The 21,715-nt window shown below is 69.3% G+C and carries 21 protein-coding genes; 13 read left to right on the top strand and 8 right to left on the bottom strand.

Annotated features, from left to right (window positions below; translation table 11 throughout):
* Positions 1-3 precede the first annotated feature (3 nt).
* On the bottom strand, positions 4-1,932 hold the full coding sequence (rpoD, locus tag C8P66_RS17180) for an RNA polymerase sigma factor RpoD (RefSeq protein WP_111399566.1): 1,929 nt from the start codon (positions 1,930-1,932) through the stop codon (positions 4-6).
* Positions 1,933-2,065: 133 nt separating this feature from the next.
* Positions 2,066-3,871, bottom strand: a complete 1,806-nt coding sequence (gene dnaG / locus C8P66_RS17175) for a DNA primase (protein WP_111399512.1) — start codon at positions 3,869-3,871, stop codon at positions 2,066-2,068.
* A gap of 65 nt (positions 3,872-3,936) precedes the next feature.
* On the opposite strand from dnaG, the gene C8P66_RS17170 reads away from it, so the two are divergent.
* Entirely contained in the window at positions 3,937-4,146 is a 210-nt protein-coding gene (locus tag C8P66_RS17170) for a DUF3126 family protein (protein WP_111399565.1), read from the top strand.
* On the opposite strand, the gene C8P66_RS17165 is transcribed toward C8P66_RS17170, so the two are convergent.
* A complete protein-coding gene (locus tag C8P66_RS17165) occupies positions 4,143-4,595 on the bottom strand; it encodes a GatB/YqeY domain-containing protein (RefSeq protein ID WP_111399511.1) in 453 nt (150 codons plus the stop codon). The two genes, C8P66_RS17170 and C8P66_RS17165, sit on opposite strands and share 4 nt — an antisense overlap.
* Positions 4,596-4,705: 110 nt before the next feature.
* Between C8P66_RS17165 and carA the strand changes: the two genes are divergently transcribed.
* The 8 genes from carA (at position 4,706) to C8P66_RS17125 (ending at position 13,121) form a co-directional block, all read left to right on the top strand.
* Entirely contained in the window at positions 4,706-6,085 is a 1,380-nt protein-coding gene (gene carA, locus C8P66_RS17160) for a glutamine-hydrolyzing carbamoyl-phosphate synthase small subunit (protein WP_111399510.1), read from the top strand.
* Between the two features lie 32 nt (positions 6,086-6,117).
* A complete protein-coding gene (locus C8P66_RS17155; RefSeq protein WP_111399509.1) occupies positions 6,118-6,867 on the top strand; it encodes an SDR family NAD(P)-dependent oxidoreductase in 750 nt (249 codons plus the stop codon).
* Entirely contained in the window at positions 6,867-7,499 is a 633-nt protein-coding gene (locus C8P66_RS17150) for a LysE family translocator (protein WP_111399508.1), read from the top strand. The genes C8P66_RS17155 and C8P66_RS17150 overlap by 1 nt, the downstream gene beginning before the upstream one ends.
* 3 nt (positions 7,500-7,502) lie before the next feature.
* Complete coding sequence (locus C8P66_RS17145) at positions 7,503-7,802, top strand: hypothetical protein (RefSeq protein ID WP_111399507.1); 300 nt, start codon at positions 7,503-7,505, stop codon at positions 7,800-7,802.
* Between the two features lie 4 nt (positions 7,803-7,806).
* On the top strand, positions 7,807-8,091 hold the full coding sequence (locus C8P66_RS17140) for a hypothetical protein (protein ID WP_111399506.1): 285 nt from the start codon (positions 7,807-7,809) through the stop codon (positions 8,089-8,091).
* Between the two features lie 12 nt (positions 8,092-8,103).
* Complete coding sequence (gene carB / locus C8P66_RS17135; RefSeq protein WP_111399505.1) at positions 8,104-11,346, top strand: carbamoyl-phosphate synthase large subunit; 3,243 nt, start codon at positions 8,104-8,106, stop codon at positions 11,344-11,346.
* A gap of 78 nt (positions 11,347-11,424) precedes the next feature.
* A complete protein-coding gene (gene greA, locus C8P66_RS17130; RefSeq protein ID WP_111399504.1) occupies positions 11,425-11,898 on the top strand; it encodes a transcription elongation factor GreA in 474 nt (157 codons plus the stop codon).
* 2 nt (positions 11,899-11,900) lie between these two features.
* A complete protein-coding gene (locus tag C8P66_RS17125) occupies positions 11,901-13,121 on the top strand; it encodes a threonine ammonia-lyase (RefSeq protein ID WP_111399503.1) in 1,221 nt (406 codons plus the stop codon).
* A gap of 75 nt (positions 13,122-13,196) precedes the next feature.
* On the opposite strand, the gene C8P66_RS17120 is transcribed toward C8P66_RS17125, so the two are convergent.
* Together C8P66_RS17120 and ada are read right to left on the bottom strand one after the other, a co-directional pair.
* Positions 13,197-13,889: a 2OG-Fe(II) oxygenase gene (locus tag C8P66_RS17120; RefSeq protein ID WP_111399502.1), complete on the bottom strand. Its 693-nt coding sequence runs from the start codon at positions 13,887-13,889 to the stop codon at positions 13,197-13,199.
* A complete protein-coding gene (gene ada / locus C8P66_RS17115; RefSeq protein ID WP_245903642.1) occupies positions 13,886-14,956 on the bottom strand; it encodes a bifunctional DNA-binding transcriptional regulator/O6-methylguanine-DNA methyltransferase Ada in 1,071 nt (356 codons plus the stop codon). The genes C8P66_RS17120 and ada overlap by 4 nt, the downstream gene beginning before the upstream one ends.
* 175 nt (positions 14,957-15,131) lie before the next feature.
* On the opposite strand from ada, the gene C8P66_RS17110 reads away from it, so the two are divergent.
* Positions 15,132-16,331: an MFS transporter gene (locus tag C8P66_RS17110; RefSeq protein WP_158537285.1), complete on the top strand. Its 1,200-nt coding sequence runs from the start codon at positions 15,132-15,134 to the stop codon at positions 16,329-16,331.
* 9 nt (positions 16,332-16,340) lie between these two features.
* Here the strand turns inward: C8P66_RS17110 and C8P66_RS17105 are convergent, their stop codons facing one another.
* A complete protein-coding gene (locus C8P66_RS17105) occupies positions 16,341-17,330 on the bottom strand; it encodes a hypothetical protein (RefSeq protein WP_111399500.1) in 990 nt (329 codons plus the stop codon).
* Positions 17,331-17,434: 104 nt separating this feature from the next.
* On the bottom strand, positions 17,435-17,908 hold the full coding sequence (locus tag C8P66_RS17100) for an Lrp/AsnC family transcriptional regulator (protein WP_111399499.1): 474 nt from the start codon (positions 17,906-17,908) through the stop codon (positions 17,435-17,437).
* 179 nt (positions 17,909-18,087) lie between these two features.
* Between C8P66_RS17100 and trxB the strand changes: the two genes are divergently transcribed.
* From trxB to C8P66_RS17085, 3 genes are all read left to right on the top strand, one after another.
* Positions 18,088-19,062 (top strand): thioredoxin-disulfide reductase, encoded by a 975-nt coding sequence (gene trxB / locus C8P66_RS17095; protein WP_111399498.1) that lies wholly within the window; start codon positions 18,088-18,090, stop codon positions 19,060-19,062.
* The gene (locus C8P66_RS17090) at positions 19,062-19,955 is read left to right on the top strand and encodes a LysR family transcriptional regulator (RefSeq protein ID WP_111399497.1); all 894 of its coding nucleotides are present in this window, start codon (positions 19,062-19,064) and stop codon (positions 19,953-19,955) included. Before trxB ends, C8P66_RS17090 begins: the two co-directional genes overlap by 1 nt.
* A gap of 318 nt (positions 19,956-20,273) precedes the next feature.
* Positions 20,274-20,651, top strand: a complete 378-nt coding sequence (locus C8P66_RS17085) for a hypothetical protein (protein ID WP_146422924.1) — start codon at positions 20,274-20,276, stop codon at positions 20,649-20,651.
* Between the two features lie 10 nt (positions 20,652-20,661).
* On the opposite strand, the gene C8P66_RS17080 is transcribed toward C8P66_RS17085, so the two are convergent.
* A complete protein-coding gene (locus C8P66_RS17080) occupies positions 20,662-21,714 on the bottom strand; it encodes an EscU/YscU/HrcU family type III secretion system export apparatus switch protein (protein WP_111399495.1) in 1,053 nt (350 codons plus the stop codon).
* Position 21,715 lies beyond the last annotated feature (1 nt).

The raw sequence follows: 21,715 nt of genomic DNA, 5'->3' as shown, positions 1-21,715 counted from the left end.
CGGCTAGGTTTCCAGGAAGCTGCGGAGTTTCCGCGAGCGGCTCGGATGCTTCAGCTTCCGCAGCGCCTTCGCCTCGATCTGACGGATGCGCTCGCGGGTGACGTTGAACTGCTGGCCGACCTCCTCCAGCGTGTGGTCGGTGTTCATGCCGATGCCGAAGCGCATCCGCAGCACCCGCTCCTCACGCGGCGTCAGGCTGGACAGCACGCGGGTCGTCGCCTCCCGCAGGTTGGACTGGATCGCGGCATCCAGCGGGATGATCGCCGCCTTGTCCTCGATGAAATCGCCGAGGTGGCTGTCCTCCTCGTCGCCGATCGGCGTTTCGAGGGAGATCGGCTCCTTGGCGATCTTCAGCACCTTCCGCACTTTCTCCAGCGGCATCCCGAGTTTTTCCGCGAGTTCCTCGGGCTGCGGCTCGCGGCCGATCTCGTGCAGCATCTGGCGCGAGGTGCGGACCAGCTTGTTGATCGTCTCGATCATATGCACCGGGATGCGGATGGTCCGCGCCTGGTCGGCGATCGAGCGGGTGATCGCCTGGCGGATCCACCAGGTGGCATAGGTCGAGAACTTGTAGCCGCGGCGGTATTCGAACTTATCGACCGCCTTCATCAGCCCGATGTTGCCCTCCTGGATCAGGTCCAGGAACTGCAGCCCGCGGTTGGTGTATTTCTTGGCGATGGAGATCACGAGGCGCAGGTTCGCCTCGATCATCTCCTTCTTCGCCTGGGTCATGTCGCGCTCGCCGCGGCTGACCACGGCATGGACGCGCTTGAAATCCACGACGGGCAGCCCGGCCTCGGCCGAGACCTTGGTGATGTCGAGGCGGATCGCCTCCACATCCGGCCGCGCCTTGGCAACGAAGTTCTTCCAGGCCTTGGCCGGCAGTTTTTCGAGCCGGTCGAACCAGGCGGGATCCAGCTCACTGCCGCGCCATTGCGCGACGAAATCCTCGGACTTGATCTTCTGCGCCAAAGCGAGGCGCAGGACCTGGCCTTCCAGGTTTGTCATCCGCCGGTTCAGACCCTTGAGATGGTCCACCAGCTCCTCGATCCGGTTGTTGTGCAGGTGCACCTTCTGCACCAGCCCGACCAGCTCGACGCGGCTCTTCTCATAGGTCTTCTCGGTCCGGCCGCCCAATTCGCCGCCGGAGGTATAGGTGTCCATCCGCTTGACCGAGAGCTTGGACAGCCGGCCATAGACCTCCTCGATCGCCTCGAAGGCGGCCAGCGCCTCGGGCTTCAGCTTGGCTTCGAGGGCGGAGAGCGACAGGCCGATGCCCTCGCCTTCCTCGCCTTCCTCATATTCCTCGGGCTCGGCGGGCTGCGCGCCTTCCGGGCTGTCGGCGTGGTTGGTGGCCTCAAGGTCGATGACGTCGCGCAGCAGCATCTTCTCGGCCTTGATGGCCTCGTGCCAGCGCAGGATCGCCTGGAAGGTCAGCGGGCTCTCGCAGAGGCCCGCGATCATCATGTCGCGGCCGGCCTCGATCCGCTTGGCGATGGCGATCTCGCCCTCACGCGACAGCAGCTCGACCGAGCCCATCTCGCGCAGGTACATGCGCACCGGATCATCGGTGCGCCCCATCGTCTCCTCGTTGACGTTGCCGCCGCTGCTCTCCTCGTCCTCGGACTCTTCCTTTTCCTCGGCCGGCTTCTTGTCCACCGCGGCCGGGGCCTCGCCTTCCTCGGCTTCCTCGTTCTCGACCACGTTGATGCCGATCTCGCTCAGCATCGCCATGGTGTCCTCGATCAGTTCCGAGGAGACCTGTTCCGAGGGGAGTGCCGCATTCAGCTCATCGACCGTGACGTAGCCGCGCTCCTTGCCTCGGGCGACCAGCTTCTTGACCGATGCGGTAAGGGTGTCGAGCATGACGCTTTCCACCGCTTCATCGCGGGTTTCGATGGTGTCGGTGCCGCCCGCTGCTTTGGTCGCCATGCCGATCCGCTCCGTCTTGTTGGGGCTGGGCCGACCTGGCCCGCGCACCGGTTTCATCTATCGGGGGCAAACATTACCCCCCTATATATAGGCGACGCCCGCGACACCCCCAGCCTTGGGAGGTCACGCCGCGTCAATCCTCTTCAATCTGGCCGAACAGCGCTTCCGCCGCCCGGCGCAACCCCACGACCTGCGCCTGGGTCGCGGCGGTCGAGGAAGCGACGAAAGCCGCCATGGCGCTTGTCAGCGCCGCCTCGATCTCCGCCCGCCCTTGCAGCAAGCCATGCCAATGCCAGAAGGCCGCCAAGGCTTCGGCGTCCTGTGCGTCCGGCAGGGCTTCCGCCGGCAAACCGTTCCGCACCAGGACCGCCGCCGCATCCTCGGCCAACCCCAACTTCCCCAAGTGGGCGAGCAGGCCCTTCGGGTCAAGCATCTGAATGTCATCATGCCATGCCAGCAGGACGGGGCGGAGCCGCGCCGCCGGGCCTTCGGGCAGGTCCAGCCGGGCCAGGGCCTCCTCCACCTCCGGCAGCAGGCTGGGGTGATGCAGCAGCAGGGCGATGAGGCAGCGGGTCTGTTCGTTGCGCACCGCGGCCGCGGTGATCTCGGGGCGCGGCGGCAGGCCCCAGTCGCGGCCGGCGGGGGCGCGGCCCTTCCAGGGGGCGCGCGGGCCGGGGGCGGCGCGGCGCGGGCCGTACCAGCGGTGCAGCAACTCGCGCCCCATGGTATCGGCGAGGTTCTTGTCCGCGATCGCCGCCGCCATGGCGGCAAGCCGGGTCTTGCGCGCGGCGCGCGGGGCCGGGCCCTCGCCCGGGTGTTCGGTCTGCGCCAGGCGAAACAGCACCGCCTCGATCGGCTCGGCCGCGTCCAGGATGCGGCGGAAGGCCTCGGGGCCCGATTTGGTGATCAGCGTATCCGGGTCCTCGCCCGGCGGCAGGCTGGCGAAGCGCAGCAACCGCTCCGGCGTCAGCGCCGGCAGCGCGCCCTCGGCGGCGCGGAAGGCGGCCTTCTGGCCGGCGCTGTCGCCGTCGAAACACAGCACCGGCTCGGGCGCCATGCGCCAAAGCTCGGCCATCTGCTCCTCGGTCAGCGCGGTGCCCAAGGGGGCGACCGCGCCGCCGAACCCGGCCTGGTGCAGCGCGATCACGTCCATGTAGCCCTCGGCCACCAGCAGCCGCGCGCCGTCATGCACCGCGTGCCGCGCCCGATCATGGCCATAGAGGTTGCGCCGCTTGGAGAAGAGCGAGGTCTCCGGGCTGTTCACGTATTTCGGATGGCCATCGCCGAGCACCCGTCCGCCGAAGGCGATCAGCCGGGCACGACGGTCGCGGATCGGGAACATCACCCGGTCCCAGAAGGCCTCGCGCGGCGGGCGGCCGTCGTCGGGCTCCTTCAGCAGCCCGCAGTCCAGCAGTTGCTCGGTGGTGATGCCGCTGTCCTTGAGGTCGGCGACCAGCGAGCCCCGCCCCGGCCCCGACCAGCCGAGGCCGAAGGCGCGGATGGTCTCCTCGGTCAGCCCGCGGCGGCGGAGGTAGTCCAGCGCCGCCCGGCCCTCGGGCAGGCGCAGGCGGCGGATGAAGGTGTCGGAGGCCGCCTCCATGACGGCGTAGAGATCCCGCGCCCGGGTTTCGCGAATCGCTTCCTCGCGGGAGGCTTTCGGCACCTCCAGCCCGGCCTCGGCGGCCAGGCGCTCGACCGCCTCGGGAAAGGTCGCGCCCTCGGTCCGCATCACGAAGGCGATGGCATCGCCATGGGCGCCGCAGCCGAAGCAGTGGAACCCGTCCTCATACACATAGAAGCTTGGGGATTTCTCGTTGTGGAAGGGGCAGCAGCCTTTCCAGTTGCGCCCGGATTTCATCAGGCGCACCCGTCGCCCGACCAGCCCTGGCATGGCGATGCGGGCCCGCAGCGTGTCCATGAAGGCGGGGGGAAGTGTCATCGGACCCTTTGCGCCTGGGGGCGACCGCGCGTAACACGCCCTGCGAAATCGGATTGGAACAGCATATGACGCCTGTCGAGCGACAGAAGGTTCAGGCCTATCTCCAGAAAGTCCTGGGGGCGAAGAACCTTATCCTCACCCAGCCGCCGCAAAAATCGGCCTCGGTCGAGTTGCACGTCAATGGGGAATGCCTCGGCACCGTCGACCGCGAGGCCGAGGATGGCGAGGTGTCCTACACCGTGACCCTGGTGGTGCTCGCGGAGGACCTGGTTTAGGCGAGCTTCGCCTTCACCAGCGGCCCGGCGCGGCCCATGTCCAGCGCCGCGCCATGGGCCGCCTTCAGCGCGGCCATGACCTTGCCCATCTCCTTGGCCGAGGTCGCGCCGCTGCTGGCGATGGCGGCATCGACCGCGGCGGCGAGCGTCGCATCATCCATCGCCTGCGGCAGATAGGCCTCGATCACCGCGATCTCGGCCTCCTCCTTGGCGACCAGCTCCGGCCGGTTGCCCTGGCGATACAGCTCGATCGACTCCCGCCGGCTCTTGACCATGCTGCGGAAGACCGGCGTCAGCGCGGCCTCCTCCAGCGGCGGGCCGGGGCGGGCGGCGATGTCGGCGTCCTTGATCTTGGCCTGGATCATGCGGAGCGTGCCGACACGCTCGGCGTCGCGGGCCAGCATGGCGGTCTTGAGGTCGGCGGTCAGCCGCGTGCGCGTATCGGTCATGGCTTGTATCTGGCACGCCACCCCGATTTTGGAAAGATTGGGAAGGAAATTCCCAAGGGCCGCGCCGCTTCCGGCTTGAACTGGGAAGAAAATTCCCACATTATCCCGGCATGACCAGTGTCGAAGACATCATTTCCCGGTTGGGCGGCCCGGAAGCGGCCGCTGCGCGCTGCAAGGTCGGCACCGAGGCGATCCGCAAATGGCGCCAGTCCCGCGCCATCCCCCCCAAGCACTGGCCAGTGGTATTGGAAGCGACGGGGCTTACGCTGGCCGACATGCCGCGCCCGGCCGAAACCACCGCCCCCGCCCAGCCCGCGACGAAGGATAGCAGCATGCCCCCCTCCCCCCCCGCCGGTGCGACCGCCGCTTTGGTGCTGGCCGATGGCACGGTGTTCTGGGGTCGCGGTTTCGGCGCCCATGCGACCACGGTCGCCGAGATCTGCTTCAACACCGCGATGACCGGGTATCAGGAGGTCCTGACCGACCCCTCCTACGCCGGGCAGTCGATCTGCTTCACCTTCCCCCATATCGGCAATACCGGCTGCAACGCGGATGACCTGGAGGCGGTGACCCCCGCCGCCCGCGGGCTGATCGTCAAAGCCGACCCGACCGCCCCCGCCTCCTGGCGCGCGACGCTGGACCTGCGGGACTGGCTGGTGCGCTACGGCATCCCCGGCATCGCCGGCATCGATACCCGCGCCCTGACCATCCGCATCCGCGACGGCGGCCCGCCGACCGGGGTGATCCACTTCCCGGCCGATGGGAAATTCGACCTCGCCGCTTTGACCGCCAAGGCCGCCGCCTGGCCCGGGCTGGAGGGCATGGACCTCGCCCGCGAGGTCACCTGCCGCCAGGCCTATGGCTGGACCGAGGGCGCCTGGGACTGGGCCACCAACACCTACCCCACCCAGACCGCCCCGCGGTTCCGGGTCGTCGCGATGGATTACGGCGCCAAGCTGAACATCCTGCGCTGCCTCGCCGCCGCCGGCTGCGAGGTGATGGTGCTGCCCGCCACCGCGACGGGCGAGGAGATCCTGGCCCGCAAGCCGGATGGCGTCTTCCTCTCCAACGGTCCCGGCGATCCAGCCGCGACCGGCGTCTATGCGGTGCCCGCGATCAAGGCCGTGCTGGCGGCGGGCGTGCCGGTCTTCGGCATTTGCCTCGGCCACCAGCTTCTGGCCCTGGCGCTCGGGGCCAAGACCTACAAGCTCGCCCTCGGCCATCGCGGCGCCAACCAGCCGGTGAAGGAGCTGGCGACGGGGCGGGTCGAGATCACCTCGCAGAACCACGGTTTTGCCGTCGATGCGAACAGCCTGCCCGCCGGCGTGCGGGTCACCCACACCAGCCTGTTCGATGGCAGCAACGAGGGGATCGCCAGCGATTCGCTCCCGGCCTTCAGCGTGCAGTACCATCCCGAGGCAAGCCCGGGGCCGACCGACAGCCACCATCTGTTCGGCCGGTTCGTCGATATGATGCAAGCCAAGGCTTAGCCATCAGGGCGTAACGTTTGGGGGGAAGCGGCATGTTCGATCTGACGGGGCGCGTGGCCCTGGTGACTGGCGGCAATGGCGGCATCGGGCTCGGCATGGCGCGCGGCCTTGCCGCCTGCGGCGCGCGGGTCGTCATCGCCGCGCGCGATGAGGCCAAGAACGCCGCCGCCGTCGCGACCCTGGGCGAACCCGCCTTCGCCCTGCATGCCGATCTGGTCGCCCCCGGCGCCGCCGAGCGGCTGGTGGCCCAGGTGCTGGACCGCACCGGGCGGCTCGACATCCTGGTGAACAACGCCGGCACCAACCGCCGCATCCGCCCCGAGATCGTCACCGACGAGGATTGGGCGGCGGTGCTGGACCTCAACCTCACCGCGCTGATGCGGATGACGCGGGCGGCGCATCCGGCGCTGGCCGCGAGCGGGCATGGCCGGGTCGTGAACATCGGCAGCATGCTCTCGCTCTTCGGCATGGCCGTCAGCCCGGCCTATGGCGCGAGCAAGGGCGCGGTCGTGCAATATACCAAATCCTGCGCCATCGCCTGGGCCGGTGACGGCATCACCGTCAACGCGATCCTGCCCGGCTGGATCGACACCGAATTGACCCAAGGGGCGCGGCGCGACGTGCCGACCCTGAACGACATGGTCACCACCCGCACGCCGATGAAGCGCTGGGGCGACCCCAAGGATTTCTCCGGCATCGCGGCGTTTCTCGCCAGCGACGAGGCAAGCTTCGTCACCGGCACGGCGATCGCCGTTGACGGCGGGTTCTCGGTGCAGGGCTGATGATGACCGCGACCACCTTGCTGGCCTTCGCCGCGCTGTCGGTCGGGCTCGCGATCACCCCGGGGCCGAACATGCTCTATCTGGTCAGCCGCACGCTGACGCAGGGGCGCCGGGCCGGGATGGTTTCGCTGGCCGGCTGCCAGGCGGGCAGCGCCATCATCATGATGGGGGCCGCCGGCGGCGTGACCGCGGCGCTGCTGGCGGTGCCGCTGGCCTATGACGCGATGCGCCTCGGCGGGGCGGCCTATCTGCTCTGGCTCGCCTGGCAATCGGTGAAGCCCGGCGGGCAGCCGATCTTCTTGCCCCGGCCGATGCCGGCGGAAAGCGATGCGCGGCTGGTCTCGGTCGGCATCGCGACGGCGGTGCTGAACCCCAAGGTCGCGCTGTTCTATGTGGCGGTGCTGCCGCCCTTCATGGACCCCGCACTTGGCGGGCTGTTCTGGCAGGCGATCCTGCTCGGCGGCATCCAGGTCGTGATCTGCACCATCTTCGATGCGGCGCTGGTGCTGGGCGCGGGCGGTGTGGCGCGCTTCCTCTCGGTGCGGCCGCTCTGGCTCGCGACCCAGCGCTGGGTGATGGCCGCGGCGCTGACCCTGCTTGCGGCGAAGCTCGCCCTCGACGGGCGGCGGTGAGCCATGGCGATGGTGATCGGGATGGTGCTGAGCGCCACCTTCGCCATGCTCGTGCTCTGCGTGCCGATCTATGCCGTGGCCGCGCGCTTCATGCCGCGGGTGCGGGCGGCGGTGGCCGCGCCGCTGCTGCTGCTATTCGCCCTGGTGCTGTCGCAGCTCCTGTTCATGCGGTCGCGGCCGGAGCAGGTCTTCAACGACAATCTCCTCGGCACGCTGTTCGGTTTCCTCGTCGGCATCACCGCCTTCCTCATCGTGATGCTGCTCGCCTGGGTGCACTACACCGTGCCGCGTCCGAAGCGCTGAGCCGATGTGGATCACGCTCGACTTCTCCGAACTCTATGCCGGTGCCGGCATCGCGCTGCTGGTCGCGGTGCTCGGCACGCCGCTGCTGTGGCGGCTGACCCGGCCGCTGCGGCGCTGGCCACGCTCGCTTGCGACCAACCTCGGCTGTGCCGGCCTCGCGGGGCTGCTCGCACTGCCGGTCTCAATGCAGACCGGCATGGAGGAGACGGCGCTGTTCACGCTGCTCGGCTCCGCCATCCTTCAGGGCCTCGCCTTGCCCATCCTGCCCTTCTTCGCCCGCCAGGGCTGACCGGATTTTTCCATGCCCAAGCGCACTGACATCAAATCCATCCTGATCATCGGCGCCGGCCCGATCGTCATCGGCCAGGCCTGCGAATTCGACTATTCCGGCGCCCAGGCCTGCAAGGCGCTGCGGTCGGAGGGCTACCGCGTCATCCTGGTCAACTCCAACCCCGCCACGATCATGACCGATCCGGGCCTGGCGGATGCGACCTACATCGAGCCCATCACCGTGGAGATGGTCGAGAAGATCATCGCCAAGGAGCGCCCCGACGCGCTGCTGCCGACCATGGGCGGCCAGACCGCGCTGAACACCGCGCTGAAGCTCGCCGAGGCCGGCATCCTGGAAAAATACGGCTGCGAGCTGATCGGCGCCAAGGCCGAGGTCATCGACAAGGCCGAGGATCGCCTGAAGTTCCGTGACGCCATGAGCAAGATCGGTATCGAGAGCCCCAAGAGCGTCATCGCCCACACCATGGACGAGGCCCGCGCCGGGCTTGAGATCGTCAAGCTGCCCTGCGTCATCCGCCCCTCCTTCACCCTCGGCGGCACCGGCGGCGGCATCGCCTACAACCGCGAGGAATTCGAGCAGATCGTTGCCTCCGGCCTCGCCGCCTCCATGACCAGCGAAGTGCTGGTCGAGGAAAGCGTGCTGGGCTGGAAGGAATTCGAGATGGAGGTGGTGCGCGACACCAACGACAACTGCATCATCGTCTGCGCGATCGAGAACCTCGATCCCATGGGCATCCATACCGGCGACAGCGTCACCGTCGCCCCGGCGCTGACCCTGACCGACAAGGAATACCAGCGGCTGCGCGATGCCTCGATCGCCTGCCTGCGCGAGATCGGCGTCGATACCGGCGGCTCCAACGTGCAGTTCGGCATCAACCCCGTGGATGGCCGCGTCGTGGTGATCGAGATGAACCCGCGCGTCTCGCGCTCCTCCGCCCTGGCCTCCAAGGCCACAGGGTTCCCGATCGCCAAGATCGCCGCCAAGCTCGCCGTCGGCTATACGCTGGACGAGTTGCAGAACGACATCACCCGCGTGACGCCCGCGAGCTTCGAGCCGACCATCGATTATGTGGTCGTGAAGATCCCGCGCTTCACCTTCGAGAAATTCCCCGGCACACCGGCGACCCTGACCACCAGCATGAAGTCGGTCGGCGAGGCCATGGCCATCGGACGCAGCTTCTCCGAGGCCTTCCAGAAGGGGCTGCGTTCGCTGGAGACGGGGCTCACCGGCCTCGATGAGTTCCCGGTGCCGGGCAATGGCTCGAAGGAGGCGTATTTCGCCGCCCTGGCCATCCCCCGCCCCGACCGCAGCCTGGTCGTCGCCCAGGCCTTCCGCGCCGGGCTGACGGTTGCGGAAATCCACGAGGCCTGCCGCTTCGATCCCTGGTTCCTGGAACAGATCCGCGACATCGTCCGCGCCGAGGCCGAGGTCATCGCCCACGGCCTGCCGACCGAGGCCGCGGCCATGCGCGCGCTGAAGGCGATGGGCTTTGCCGACACCCGCCTCGCGACCCTGACCAAAAGCACCGAGGCCGCGGTCTGCGCCGCGCGCCAGGCGCTCGGCGTCAATGCGGTGTTCAAGCGCATCGACACCTGCGCCGGCGAATTCGGCGCCGATACCTCCTACATGTATTCCACCTTCGAGGGCGGCTTTGGCCCCCCGGTCTGCGAAAGCCGCCCGACCGACGCGAAAAAGATCATCATCCTGGGCGGCGGGCCGAACCGCATCGGCCAGGGTATCGAATTCGATTATTGCTGCGTCCATGCCGCCTATGCGCTGAAGGAAGCCGGCTTCGAGACCATCATGATCAACTGCAACCCGGAGACGGTCAGCACCGATTACGACACCTCCGACCGGCTGTATTTCGAGCCGCTGACCGCCGAGGATGTCGTCGCCGTGATCCGCAAGGAGCAGGAGAACGGCACCCTGCTCGGCTGCATCGTGCAATATGGCGGGCAGACTCCGCTGAAGCTGTCGCAGGCTTTGCACAAGGCGGGCATCCCGATCCTCGGCACCAGCGCGGAGGCCATCGACATCGCCGAGGATCGCGAGCGCTTCCAGGGGTTGTTGCAGGGCCTCGGGCTGATGCAGCCGCGGAACGGCACCGCGCGCAGCCTGGAGGAAGCCGCGGTGGAAGCCGAGCGCATCGGCTACCCCGTCGTCGTGCGCCCGAGCTACGTGCTCGGCGGCCGCGCGATGGAAATCGCCTGGAACCGCGAACAGCTGATGCGGTTCGGCGCCGAGGCGGTGAAGGTCTCGGGCGAGAACCCGATCCTGATCGACCAGTATCTGGCCGATGCCATCGAGGTGGATGTGGACTGCATCGCCGACCGCGAGGGCAATGTCTATGTCGCGGGCGTGATGGAACACATCGAGGAGGCCGGCATCCATTCCGGTGACAGCGCCTGCTCGCTGCCGCCCTATTCGCTGCCCCCCTCGATCATCACGGAGCTCCGTGCCGAGACCGAGGCGATGGCCCGCGCGCTGAAGGTCGTCGGCCTGATGAATGTGCAATACGCGGTCAAGGACGGCGAGATCTTCGTCCTTGAGGTGAACCCGCGTGCCAGCCGCACCGTCCCCTTCGTCGCCAAGGCGACGGGCGTTCCCGTTGCCAAGATCGGCGCGCGGGTGATGGCGGGCGCGCTTCTGACCGAATTCCGCCTGGATGATGACGCGGTCTCGGGCCATGTCGCGGTCAAGGAAGCGGTCTTCCCGTTCAACCGCTTTCCGAACGTCGATGTGATCCTGGGGCCGGAGATGAAGTCCACCGGCGAGGTGATGGGCCTCGATGCCTCCTTCGAGCGCGCCTTCCTCAAGGCCCAGATGGGGGCCGGGGTGAACCTGCCGATCGCCGGCACCGCCTTCCTCTCGGTCAAGGATGGCGACAAGGCGGTGGTCGCGACCCTGGGGCGGCGATTGGTGGAGATGGGGTTCTCCCTGCTCGCGACTCGCGGGACGGCCGCACGTTTGCGCACCGCGGGCATTGCCTGCACCGTCGTGAACAAGGTTGCCGAAGGGCGTCCGCATTGTGTGGACAGCATGAAATCGGGTGAAATTCAGTTGGTCATCAATACGACCGGCGGCGGGCAGTCGGTCGCGGACAGTTTCGATATCCGTCGCAGCGCCCTCACCCACGGGATTCCGCACTACACGACCATGGCCGGCGCCCGGGCCGCGGTGCATGCGATCGCGGCCCTTCGCGCCGGCACGCTTGATGTGGCACCTTTGCAGTCCTACTTTGCACAGTCTTGACCAACCGGCGGGGGGCTGACCTCCCGCCGGGTTGAGCCGTATATTCCCCAGGAATGGGGACAGGAGGGGTGTCCGCACGTGCAGAAGTTCCCGATGACGCCGGAAGGGCTGACGCGGCTCGAAGATGAGTTGCGGATGCTGAAGGTCGAGGAGCGTCCAGCCGTGATCCGCGCGATCGCGGAAGCGCGGGAGCATGGCGATCTCTCTGAAAATGCCGAATACCACGCCGCCCGCGAGCGCCAGTCCTTCATCGAGGGCCGCATCGCGGAGCTGGAATCGGTGATCCCCTCCGTCGAGGTCATCGACATCGCGCGCATCACCGGCGACCAGGTGCGCTTCGGCGCACATGTGACGATCCTGGACGAGGAGACGGAGGAGGAGAAATCCTACCGCATCGTGGGCCAGTACGAAGCCGATATGAAGAATGCCTCGATTTCCATTTCCTCGCCGCTGGCCAAGGCCCTGCTGGGCAAGACCATCGGCGACACGGTGGAGGTTCCGGCCCCTGGCGGGGCGCGGTCGGTGGAAATCACGGCCGTCCGCTACCTCTGACCATGGATTCGCTTCCGTCCCTCTCTCTCGGTCTTGCGGATATCCGGGCCGCGGCGGCCCGTATCGCCGGCCAGGTGCTGCGCACGCCCTGCATCGCCCCCGCCGCCGTGGCGCGGGCGAGCGGCGCGGATGTGGTGCTGAAGCTCGACAATCTTCAGGTCACCGGCGCCTTCAAGGAGCGCGGGGCGGCCAACCGCATCGCGCTGCTGACGCCGACCGAGCGTGCCGCCGGCGTCATCGCCATGTCCGCCGGCAACCATGCCCAGGCGGTCGCGCGCCACGCGACCCTGGCAGGGATCGCCTCGACCATCGTGATGCCGCGCTTCACCCCGGCGACCAAGGTGCTGCGCACCGAGGGGTTCGGCGCGAGTGTTGTGCTGCATGGCGATACCCTGGCCGAGGCCGCGAGCCACGCCCACCTGCTTGCCGCACAGCAAGGGTTGGTCTTCGTCCACCCCTATGACGATCCCGGCGTGATCGCGGGCCAGGGCACGCTGGCGCTGGAACTGATCGAGGATGGCGGGGCGCTCGACGCGCTGATCATTCCGGTCGGTGGCGGCGGGCTGCTCGCCGGCTGCGTCATCGCCGCGGAAGGCGTCGCCCCCGGCCTGCCGGTCTTCGGCGTCGAGGTCGAGGGCTATCCGGCCATGGCCCAGCGCCTGGCGGGCCTGCCCGTGAAGGTCGGCGGTGCGACCATCGCCGAGGGCATCGCCGTGCGCGATGTCGGCGAATTGCCCTTCGCGATCCTGCGGGCGCGCGGGATCGAGGTTCTGGTGGTGCCCGAACGCGCCGTGGAACAGGCGATCGCGCTGCTGGCCGAGGGGGCGAAGATCGTCTCCGAGGGCGCGGGGGCCGCCGGTCTCGCCGCCGTGCTGGCCTTCCCCGAGCGGTTCGCCGGCAAGCGCATCGGCACCCCGGTCTGCGGCGGCAATATCGATCCGCGGATCCTCGCCAATGTGCTGCTGCGGAACCTGCTGCGGGACGGGCGCATCCTGCGGCTGCACCTCGACATCCCCGACCGTCCGGGCGTGCTCGCCGATATCGCGACGCGCGTCGCCGCCGCCGGCGGCAATGTCATCGAGGTCAGCCACCAGCGTCTCTTCGCCGCGCCCTCGGTGCAGACGGCGGAGTTGGAATTGATGGTCGAGGTGCGGGATTCCGCGCAAGGCGACCGCATCGTCGCGGCGCTGGAAGCCGGGGATTACGTCATCCGCCGGGGCTGACCACCTCAGGCTGACCACCTCTGGCGGACCATCTCAGGCGGACCATCTCAGGCAGCCCATCTCAGGCAGCCCATCTCAGGCAGCATCGTGGAAGATGATCCCGAGCGTGTGCCGCGCACCCTCCCGCACCCGGCTCACGCCATGGCGCAGGGTGACCCGATAGGCGCCGCGGCTGCCCCGCACCGGGCGGTGGCGGGTCGCGAAGATCACCGCCTCGCCCTGCGCCAGCGGCACCACTTCGGCGCGGGACTGCATCCGCGGCCGCTGTTCGGTCAGCACGAATTCCCCGCCCGAAAACCCCGTCGAGAGCAGGAACACCACCTGCAAGGGGAAGACGTGCTCGCCATACACATCCTGGTGCAGGCAATTGTAGTCGCCTGGCCCGTAGCGCAATTGCAGCGGCGTCGGCTTGCTCTGCCCCGCCGCATGGCAGCGGTCCAGGAAGGCGGCATGCTCGGCGGGGAAGCGCACCGCCTCCCCCAGCGTCTCGGCCCAGGCATTGGCGATCGGCGCGAGGCGCGGATAGAGCGCCGCCCGCAGCGCCCCCACCAGCCCCGGCAAGGGGGCCGCGTAGTAGCGGTACTCGCCGCGGCCAAACCCGTGCCGGGCCATGACGACATGGCTGCGGAACAGCCCCGGCTGGTCGTAGCCCGCGACCAGCCCGGCGCAGTCCTGCGGGCTCAGCACCGGGCCGGTGGTCGCGGCCCCGGTCGCATCCAGCGACGCCGCGATCCCGGCCCAGTCCAGCCCGGCGATGCGGCCGGTCACGCCGCACTCTCCCGCGCCAGCAAGGCGCGTTTGCGCTCGATGCCCCAACGATAGCCGGCCAGATCCCCATCCCTCCGCACCACCCGGTGGCAGGGGATGGCGACGGCGGCGGGGTTGGCGGCGCAGGCGGAGGCGACGGCGCGGATCGCGCGCGGCGCGCCGATCCGGGCGGCGATCTCGGTATAGGTCGCGGTGCCGCCCGGCGGGATCGCCCGCAGCGCCTGCCAGACCCGCTGCTGGAAGGCGGTGCCGCGCAGGTCGAGCGGCAGCGCGCGCTGGGTCGCATGCGGCGCCTCCACCAGCCCGACCACCTGGGCAACCATGGTCTCGAACGCCGCATCGCCGCCCAGCAGTTCGGCCTTGGGGAAGCGGGATTGCAGATCGGCCAGCAACGCCGCCGGGTCGTCGCCGAACTGGATGGCGCAGACCCCCTGCTCGGTCGCCGCGACCAGGATGCTGCCCAGCGAGCATTCCCCGATCGCGAAGCGGATGCGCTGCGCCCGCCCGCCGTCGCGATAGGCCGAGGGCGTCATCCCCAGCATGTCTGGCGTGGCCGCGTAGAAGCGGCTGCTGGCGTTGAAGCCCGCGTCATACAGCGCCGCCGTCACGCTCGCGCCCGCCGCCAGCCCGGCCCGCACCCGCCCGGCGCGGCGGGCGGCGGCGAAGGCGCGTGGCGTCACCCCGGCGATGGCGCGGAACACCCGGTGGAAATGGAAGGGGCTGAGCCCGCTTGGCCGCGCCAGCGCCTCCAGCCCCGGCACCGGCTCGCCCGCCGCCAGCGCCGCGTCGATCCTGCGGCAGGCGGCGGCCACGGCATCGGCCTGGCGCGCGGCAAGCGAGGCCTCGTTCGGACGGCAGCGTTTGCAGGGGCGGAACCCCGCCGCCTCGGCGGCGGCGCAGGAGAGGTGAAAGGCGACATTCTTCCGTAGCGCCAGCCGCGCGGCGCAGGAGGGGCGGCAATAGACACCGGTGGTGGCGACGGAATACCAGAAGGCGTCATCGGCCGTGGGGTCGCGGTTCGCCACGGCGTCCCAGCGCGCGGCCTCGGTCGGAAACAGCTTGGTCATGGCCATGAGGATGGTCCCTGGCAGGTCGGATTGCGATGCCCGGGGTTTTCGCGCGGTGCCGGGATGGCCGCATCCCGGCGCTTGCGGTCGAATTGCGCCGGGTAGCAGCGCAAGAAGCGGGGCGCGGCGGCGCCGGCAGGGCGGCATGAGGCGGCTCCCCTGCCGGAGCCGGACCATGCGCCCCTTCCCCCGCCTCTTCCTCGCCAATGCCGGCGCCCATGCCGCCGACCAGCTCGCGCTGGCGGCCCTGCCGCTGACGGCGGTGGTGGCGCTCGGCGCCGGGGCGCGGGAGGTCGGCTGGCTCATCGCCGCGCAGAGCGCGGCCTGGCTGCTGTGCTCGCTGCCGGCTGGGGTGCTGGTCGATCACACGCGCCGGCGGCGGCTGCTGGTCGCGGCGATGCTGGTCGCGGCGGCGGGTGCCGCGCTGGCGCTGACGGGGGCGCTCGGCGGATCGCTGGTGCTGCTGGGCCTGGGGGCCGCCGCGGGCTCCTGCGGGACGGTGGTGTTTGCCTTGTCGGCCGGGGCGCTGGTGCCGGTGCTGGTGGCACCCGGCGCCATGCCGGCGGCCAATGCGCGGCTGGAGCTGGCACGGGCATTGGTGACGCTGGCGGCACCGCTGCTGGCGGGCGGGCTGGTCGGCGCCGGGCTCGGCGCGGGGGTTTACGGGCTGGCGGCGGTGGCCGCGCTGGCCGCCGCCGCGACCGCCTGGCGCCTGCCGGAGGGCGGCGCCCCAGAGCCGGCCACGCGGCCGGCGCTGAGCCTGTTGCTGCGGGAGGGCGCGGGCTTCGTTGCCGCGCAGCCGCTGCTGCGGGCGATCTTCCTCTGCGCGGTGTGCTGGAACTTCGCCTTCTTCGCCTGGCTCGCGGGCTTCGTGCCCTATACGGTCGCGACCCTGGGGCTGGTGGCGGAACAGATCGGGCTGGCCCAGGCGGGCTATGGCGCGGGGCTGCTGCTGGGCGCGGCCGCGGCCCCCGCGCTGCTGGCCAGGCTGGCGCCGCGGGTCATCCTGCTGGCCGGGCCCGGGCTGTCGCTGCTGGCGCCGCTGCTGTTGGTGACAGTGCCGGGGGTGGCGGGCGGCTTCCTCGCGCAGCTCATGCTCGGCTTCGGGCCGATGCTCTGGCTGGTGACGCAGACCAGTATCCGGCAATTGCTGACGCCCGCCGCCTTGCAGGGGCGGGTCGCGGCGACGATGCAGGTCGCGCTCTACGGCGTGCGGCCGCTGGGGGCGCTGGCGGGTGGCGCGCTGGCCGCGAGCTTCGGCCCCGGGGCCGCGATCGGGCTCGCGGGGCTCGTCTTCCTCGCCTCCTTCGCGGTGGCGGCGGGCTCGGCGCTGGCGCGGCTGCGGGCGATGCCGCTGGCCGCGGCCAGTCCCTAAAATCAGGCCCTAAAAGAAGCTGTAGGTCGCAAAGCGCGCGACCAGCAGCGACCGCAGCTTCGACCCCGCGGCCGGTGCCGCGCCATGCCGCGTGGCCAGGGTGCCCCCCGGATCGGCGGCGATGCGGCCGCCATACCAGCGGATCGCCTCGCGCAGCACCGCCGCCTGCGCGGGGTTCCCCGCCAGCGTCTGCAACCGCGCCATGGCATGGATGCTGGCGGCGCTCTTGGTCCGCCAGAGGCCCCATTTGGAATTCCAGGCGGCGGCGATCAGCGGGATGGCGTCGGCGGGCCTGGGATAGGCACGGCGCATCGGGAACAGCGTCAGCCGGTCGATGAACATCGCCGTGAGGCCCTCGGTGTAGCGAATCACCCAGCCCTTGAGGAACTCGTCGAAGTCGTCGCAGGGGATCGACATCTCCCCCAGGTTCGGATCGTAGAAGGCGAAGCGGCCAGGCCCGCCCATATTGGTCAGATGCCGGCTGACGCAGGCATGGAGCTGCATGTCATTCGCGCCCGGCGGGTTCATCGCCACGTCCCAGAAATAGACGGTGTTGGCCTTGATCTCGCCCTCCTCATTCTCGAAGAACCATTTCCGGTTCTCGGCATAGCCGCCGGTCGGCGTCGGCTGGGGCGAATAATGCTCCAGCGAGTGGAAGACGATCTGGCTTTGCGCATCGGTCACGACCAGAAGTTCGGCATCGGCCATGGCGATCCTGGCGCCATAGGCATCCACCGCGCGCTGCTCCCGCAGCCCAAGCGCCACGGAATTGGCGACGGCCGTGTGCTTGATCGCGGCATACTCCCGCTGGTAGGCGATCGCCTCGGCGACATGCCCCGTCAGCCAGGTCATCCGGACCAGGGGTGTCTCATTCGGGAACTCGATGACCCGCTGGGCCCAGACCCGGACGAGGCCGAAACAGGCGCCGGTGAGGCCCGGCGTGTCGGCAATCAGCGCCGTCTGCTGCGATGGCACCACGATCCAGGCATTGTCGAACATGTCGTCCTCCCGCCCGGGTCGTTGCGGGAACCGCCGGACGAGTAAGGCTGGGCGACCGCCGGGGCTTTGCCTAGGGGCGCCGCCTCTATCGCCCGGATAGGTGCTCAGATAGGCACGCCCGCCTCATCCTTGGCGGTGCGGATGGTCTGCAAGGTCTGCACCCGCTGCACCGTATCGGCGGAGGTGAGGCGACCGGTCAGCTCATTCTCATGCGCGGTATCGCGCGCGACCAGGCGCAGGAGGAAATCGCCGCCGCCGCGGATCATGTGGCACTCGCGCACCTCCGGCCATTCGCAGACCAGCGCCTCGAAGCGGTCCAGCACGGTCTGCTTCTGCGTCTCCAGCCCGACCAGGGCGAAGAAGGTGATCTCGAATCCGAGCGCCGCCGGCGTGACCTCGGCGTGGTAGCCGCGGATGATCCCCGCCTCCTCCAGCCGGCGCACGCGGCGCAGGCAGGGGGGGGCCGAAAGATCGACCCGGCGGGCCAATTCGACATTGGTGATTCGGCCATCGGCCTGCAGTTCCGCGAGGATCTGCCGGTCGGTCTCGTCCAGCGCGTCGGGCGACTCGGGGCGCATCAAGATTCCTGGTGCGGTTGCGAAGGTTCGGCGACACCAGTATCACGATTCATTGCGCGGACTCCACCAGTGGCGCAATATCATTGCATTGAGGGGCCTCTTCAAGGCTCCCGGGTTGCGATGGTGATGGCTCTGCCCGATATGTTTGAGATTGCCGACGTTTTAGGAAACCAATTGCCGTGGCCGCGACACACCGCACCCGTCTTCTCGTCATCGGTGCCGGTCCGGCCGGCTACACGGCGGCAATCTATGCCGCGCGGGCGGGGCTGAAACCTGCGGTTCTCGCAGGGCTGCAACCCGGCGGGCAATTGACCATCACGACCGACGTCGAGAACTACCCGGGCTTCGCCGAGGCGATCCAGGGCCCGTGGCTGATGGAGCAGATGCAGGCCCAGGCTGAGCATGTCGGCGCCAGCATCGCCCATGACATCGTGACCTCGGTCGATTTCTCCGCCCGCCCCTTCGTGGCACTCTGCGATTCGGGCGACCGGTGGGAGGCCGAATCGGTCGTCATCGCCACCGGCGCCCAGGCCCGCTGGCTCGGCATCCCCGGCGAACAGGCGCTGTCGGGCTCCGGCGTCTCCGCCTGCGCGACCTGCGACGGCTTCTTCTTCCGCGGCAAGAACGTCGCCGTCATCGGCGGCGGCAATTCGGCGGTGGAGGAGGCGCTGTACCTGTCGAACCTCGCCGCCCACGTCACCGTGATCCACCGCCGCGACCAGTTCCGCGCCGAGCGCATCCTGCAACAGCGCCTCTTCGCCAAGCCGAATGTCACCGTGGTCTGGGACACGGTGGTCGAGGAGGTGCTGGGCGAGACCCGCGGCCGCGGCCAGGCGGTGCGCGCCCTGGCGCTGCGTCCGCGCGAGGGCGGCGAGCGGCGTGAATTCCCGATCGAGGGTGTCTTCGTCGCCATCGGCCACGACCCCGCGACCGCCGTGTTCAAGGGGCAGATCGCCATGGATGCCGAGGGCTATATCGTCACCGCCCCCGGCACCACCCGCACCAGTGTCGAGGGCGTCTTCGCCGCCGGCGATGTGCAGGACCGCATCTACCGCCAGGCGGTGACCGCGGCCGGCACCGGCTGCATGGCCGCCTTGGATGCGGAAAAGTTTCTGGAAGCCGCCGCCACCCACCAAGACGCAAAGGCCGCCTGATGCCGCTCGACTGGGACAAGCTTCGCGTCTTTCACGCGGTCGCCGAGGCGGGCTCCTTCACCCATGCGGGCGAAACGCTGAACCTGTCGCAATCGGCCGTCTCACGGCAGATCCAGGCGCTGGAGGAGAGCCTCGCGGTTCCCCTGTTCCACCGCCATGCGCGCGGGCTGATCCTCACCGAACAGGGCGAGACGCTGAACCGCACGGTGCGCGAGGTCTTCGCCAAGCTCGCGATGACCGAGGCGCTGCTGACCGAAAGCCGCGAACGCGCGGCGGGGCGGCTGAAGGTCACCACCACCACCGGCTTCGGCAGCACCTGGCTCGCCCCGCGCCTGCAGAAGTTCATGGCCGCGAATCCGGATGTCACGGTGACGCTGCTGCTGGACGATGCCGATCTCGATCTGGCGATGCGCGAGGCCGATGTGGCGATTCGCATGCATCCGCCGCGCCAGCCCGACCTGATCCAGCGCCATGTCGCCACCTTCTCCTGGAAGATCGTGGGCTCGGCCTCCTATCTGAAGGGCGCCGGCATGCCGCTCCGGGCCGAGGATCTCGATGCCCATCGGCTGATCGTCTATGGCGACTATCGCCCGCCGGTCGAGGACATCAACTGGCTGGCCGATGCCGGGCGCCGCACCAATTCCCCCCGCCGCGCCGCGGTCGAGGTGAACAGCCTGCCGGCGATGCTCCAGGCGGTGCGCAGCGGCCTCGGCCTCGCCGCCTTGCCCGACTACATGGAGGCGGAGCTGGCCGATCTGGTGCAGGTGCTGCCGGATCTGAAGGCGCCCAAGGTCGAGGCCTATTTCGTCTATCCGGAGGAGATGCGGCATTCCAAGCGCGTCTCGGTCTTCCGGGACTTCCTGGTGACGGAACTCGCCAACCTGCAATCCTGAGGGGCATTCCCCCAGGTCATGCGATCTCCGCATGGCGGGCAGCGGCATTGGGCGGCTGTTCACCGCGGCACGGCGGGATAGGTTGTAGCCATCCGGTGATGAGCCGGATGAGGGTCTTAGGACCCTTCGTCTCCCAGACGTGAAGCCTCCCTGAACTTCGCCCGTCAATCCCTTGGATTGGCGGGCTTTTCTTTGTCTGCCTGGATTTCCGCGCGGATCATGTTGCGATGCCGCAAGAATTCACCTTACACTTCGTCGTTGGGTTTGCTGCACGCAATGCTGGCATAGTGGAGCATTGTTCGCGCGAGAGGAGTTTGGATGCCAGCGCGGCACGAAAAATTATCACAGGCGCTTAGCCTCATACTCTCGCTCAGCACCAGCCAAGGCGGGCTCACGGTTCGTGAGATGATGGCGATACAGGGGTGTGGCCGCCGCACCATCGAACGCCTGCTCAAAGCCATCGATCAGGTCTGCCGAAGCCTCGAACAGGTGCCGAGCGCCGAGCGCGAGAAGCGTTGGCGGCTGGGGCCGACGCCTTTGGCCTGGGCTGTCGCCATCTCGCTTGAGGAGGTGGCGGAAATCGAGGCCGCGGCCCACCGGCTGGACGGCGAAGGCCTGCGGGAAAGCGCCGGCCGGCTGCGCTCCGCCAGCCGCAAGCTGCGCGCGCGGGACCGCGCTGACACCATGCCAGCCTAGGAACCATGCTCTAGCCTGCGGCCCCGCCGCCACGGGCGCGCATCACGAAGGCGATGATCTCCGCCACCGCCTGGTAGTGTTCGGCGGGGATTTCCTGGTCCAACTCGATCCGGAACAAGGCGCGGGCCAAGGGCGGGTTGGCGACCAGCGGCACGCCCGCCTCCTTCGCGATCTCCCTGATCCGGGCGGCCACGGCATCAGCGCCCTTGGCGACCACGCGCGGTGCCGCGCCCTCGCCGGGGTCATAGGCCAGGGCGACCGCGTAATGGGTCGGGTTGGTGATGACGACCGAGGCGCGCGGCACCGCGGTCATCATCCGCTGCCGCGCCTTCTGCATGCGGATCGCCTTCTGGCGCCCCTTCACCATCGGGTCGCCGTCGCTCTCGCGCGATTCCTCCTTCAGGTCCTGGCGGCTCATCCGCAGCTTGTTCACATGCCGCAGCCGCACCAGCACCACATCCAGCACGGCGATCGCGGCCAGCACCACCAGGGCCGCGGCGACCAGCCGCACCGCCAGGTCGCCCACCAGCCCCAGCAGCGCCCCCGCGCCCAATTGCATGGCCGCGCGCAGCGGCGCGCTGTCCCCCGCGACATACCAAAGCGCGCCACCCACCACCGCGAGCTTCAGCACCGTGCGCAGCAGTTCCAGCGCGCCATTCGGCCCCAGGATTCGCCCCAGCCCGGCCAGCGGCGAGAGCTTGCCGAGGCTCGGCACCATGTTCCGCGCCGAGACCACGCCCCCCGTCTGCGCCAGGGTCGCGGCCACGGCCCCCAGCGACGCCAGCCCCGCGATCGGGGCCACCGCGAGGAAGGCGAGCCAGGCGAGTTCGGGCAGCGCCTGCTGCCAACCCAGTTCATGGCTGCGGGCGAGGATGCCGCGCAGCCCCTTCAGCAGATCCTGCCCCAATCCCGGCAGCACCGTCGCCGCGGCGATCGCGCCGAACAGCAGCCCGAGGAAGCCCACCGCCTCCTTCGACAGCGCGACCTGGCCTTCCTCCTGCGCCCGGTCGAGCCGGCGTTGCGAGGGGGCTTCTGTCTTGTCGGCGCCCTCCCCCTCGGCCATG

It is taken from the genome of Humitalea rosea, assembly GCF_003253705.1.
GTDB lineage: Bacteria > Pseudomonadota > Alphaproteobacteria > Acetobacterales > Acetobacteraceae > Humitalea > Humitalea rosea.
Note: the sequence above shows the minus strand (reverse complement) of the source record. Positions and strands in the feature narration are given on the sequence as shown.

Bases quoted from the DNA above. Each gene is read 5' to 3' on its own strand.
- rpoD (WP_111399566.1), bottom strand. From the start codon at position 1,932: ATGGCGACCAAAGCAGCGGGCGGCACCGACACCATCGAAACCCGCGAT.
- dnaG (WP_111399512.1), bottom strand. From the start codon at position 3,871: ATGACACTTCCCCCCGCCTTCATGGACACGCTGCGGGCCCGCATCGCC.
- C8P66_RS17170 (WP_111399565.1), top strand. From the start codon at position 3,937: ATGACGCCTGTCGAGCGACAGAAGGTTCAGGCCTATCTCCAGAAAGTC.
- C8P66_RS17165 (WP_111399511.1), bottom strand. From the start codon at position 4,595: ATGACCGATACGCGCACGCGGCTGACCGCCGACCTCAAGACCGCCATG.
- carA (WP_111399510.1), top strand. From the start codon at position 4,706: ATGACCAGTGTCGAAGACATCATTTCCCGGTTGGGCGGCCCGGAAGCG.
- C8P66_RS17155 (WP_111399509.1), top strand. From the start codon at position 6,118: ATGTTCGATCTGACGGGGCGCGTGGCCCTGGTGACTGGCGGCAATGGC.
- C8P66_RS17150 (WP_111399508.1), top strand. From the start codon at position 6,867: ATGATGACCGCGACCACCTTGCTGGCCTTCGCCGCGCTGTCGGTCGGG.
- C8P66_RS17145 (WP_111399507.1), top strand. From the start codon at position 7,503: ATGGCGATGGTGATCGGGATGGTGCTGAGCGCCACCTTCGCCATGCTC.
- C8P66_RS17140 (WP_111399506.1), top strand. From the start codon at position 7,807: ATGTGGATCACGCTCGACTTCTCCGAACTCTATGCCGGTGCCGGCATC.
- carB (WP_111399505.1), top strand. From the start codon at position 8,104: ATGCCCAAGCGCACTGACATCAAATCCATCCTGATCATCGGCGCCGGC.
- C8P66_RS17125 (WP_111399503.1), top strand. From the start codon at position 11,901: ATGGATTCGCTTCCGTCCCTCTCTCTCGGTCTTGCGGATATCCGGGCC.
- ada (WP_245903642.1), bottom strand. From the start codon at position 14,956: ATGACCAAGCTGTTTCCGACCGAGGCCGCGCGCTGGGACGCCGTGGCG.
- C8P66_RS17110 (WP_158537285.1), top strand. From the start codon at position 15,132: ATGCGCCCCTTCCCCCGCCTCTTCCTCGCCAATGCCGGCGCCCATGCC.
- C8P66_RS17105 (WP_111399500.1), bottom strand. From the start codon at position 17,330: ATGTTCGACAATGCCTGGATCGTGGTGCCATCGCAGCAGACGGCGCTG.
- C8P66_RS17100 (WP_111399499.1), bottom strand. From the start codon at position 17,908: ATGCGCCCCGAGTCGCCCGACGCGCTGGACGAGACCGACCGGCAGATC.
- C8P66_RS17090 (WP_111399497.1), top strand. From the start codon at position 19,062: ATGCCGCTCGACTGGGACAAGCTTCGCGTCTTTCACGCGGTCGCCGAG.
- C8P66_RS17085 (WP_146422924.1), top strand. From the start codon at position 20,274: ATGCCAGCGCGGCACGAAAAATTATCACAGGCGCTTAGCCTCATACTC.
- C8P66_RS17080 (WP_111399495.1), bottom strand. From the start codon at position 21,714: ATGGCCGAGGGGGAGGGCGCCGACAAGACAGAAGCCCCCTCGCAACGC.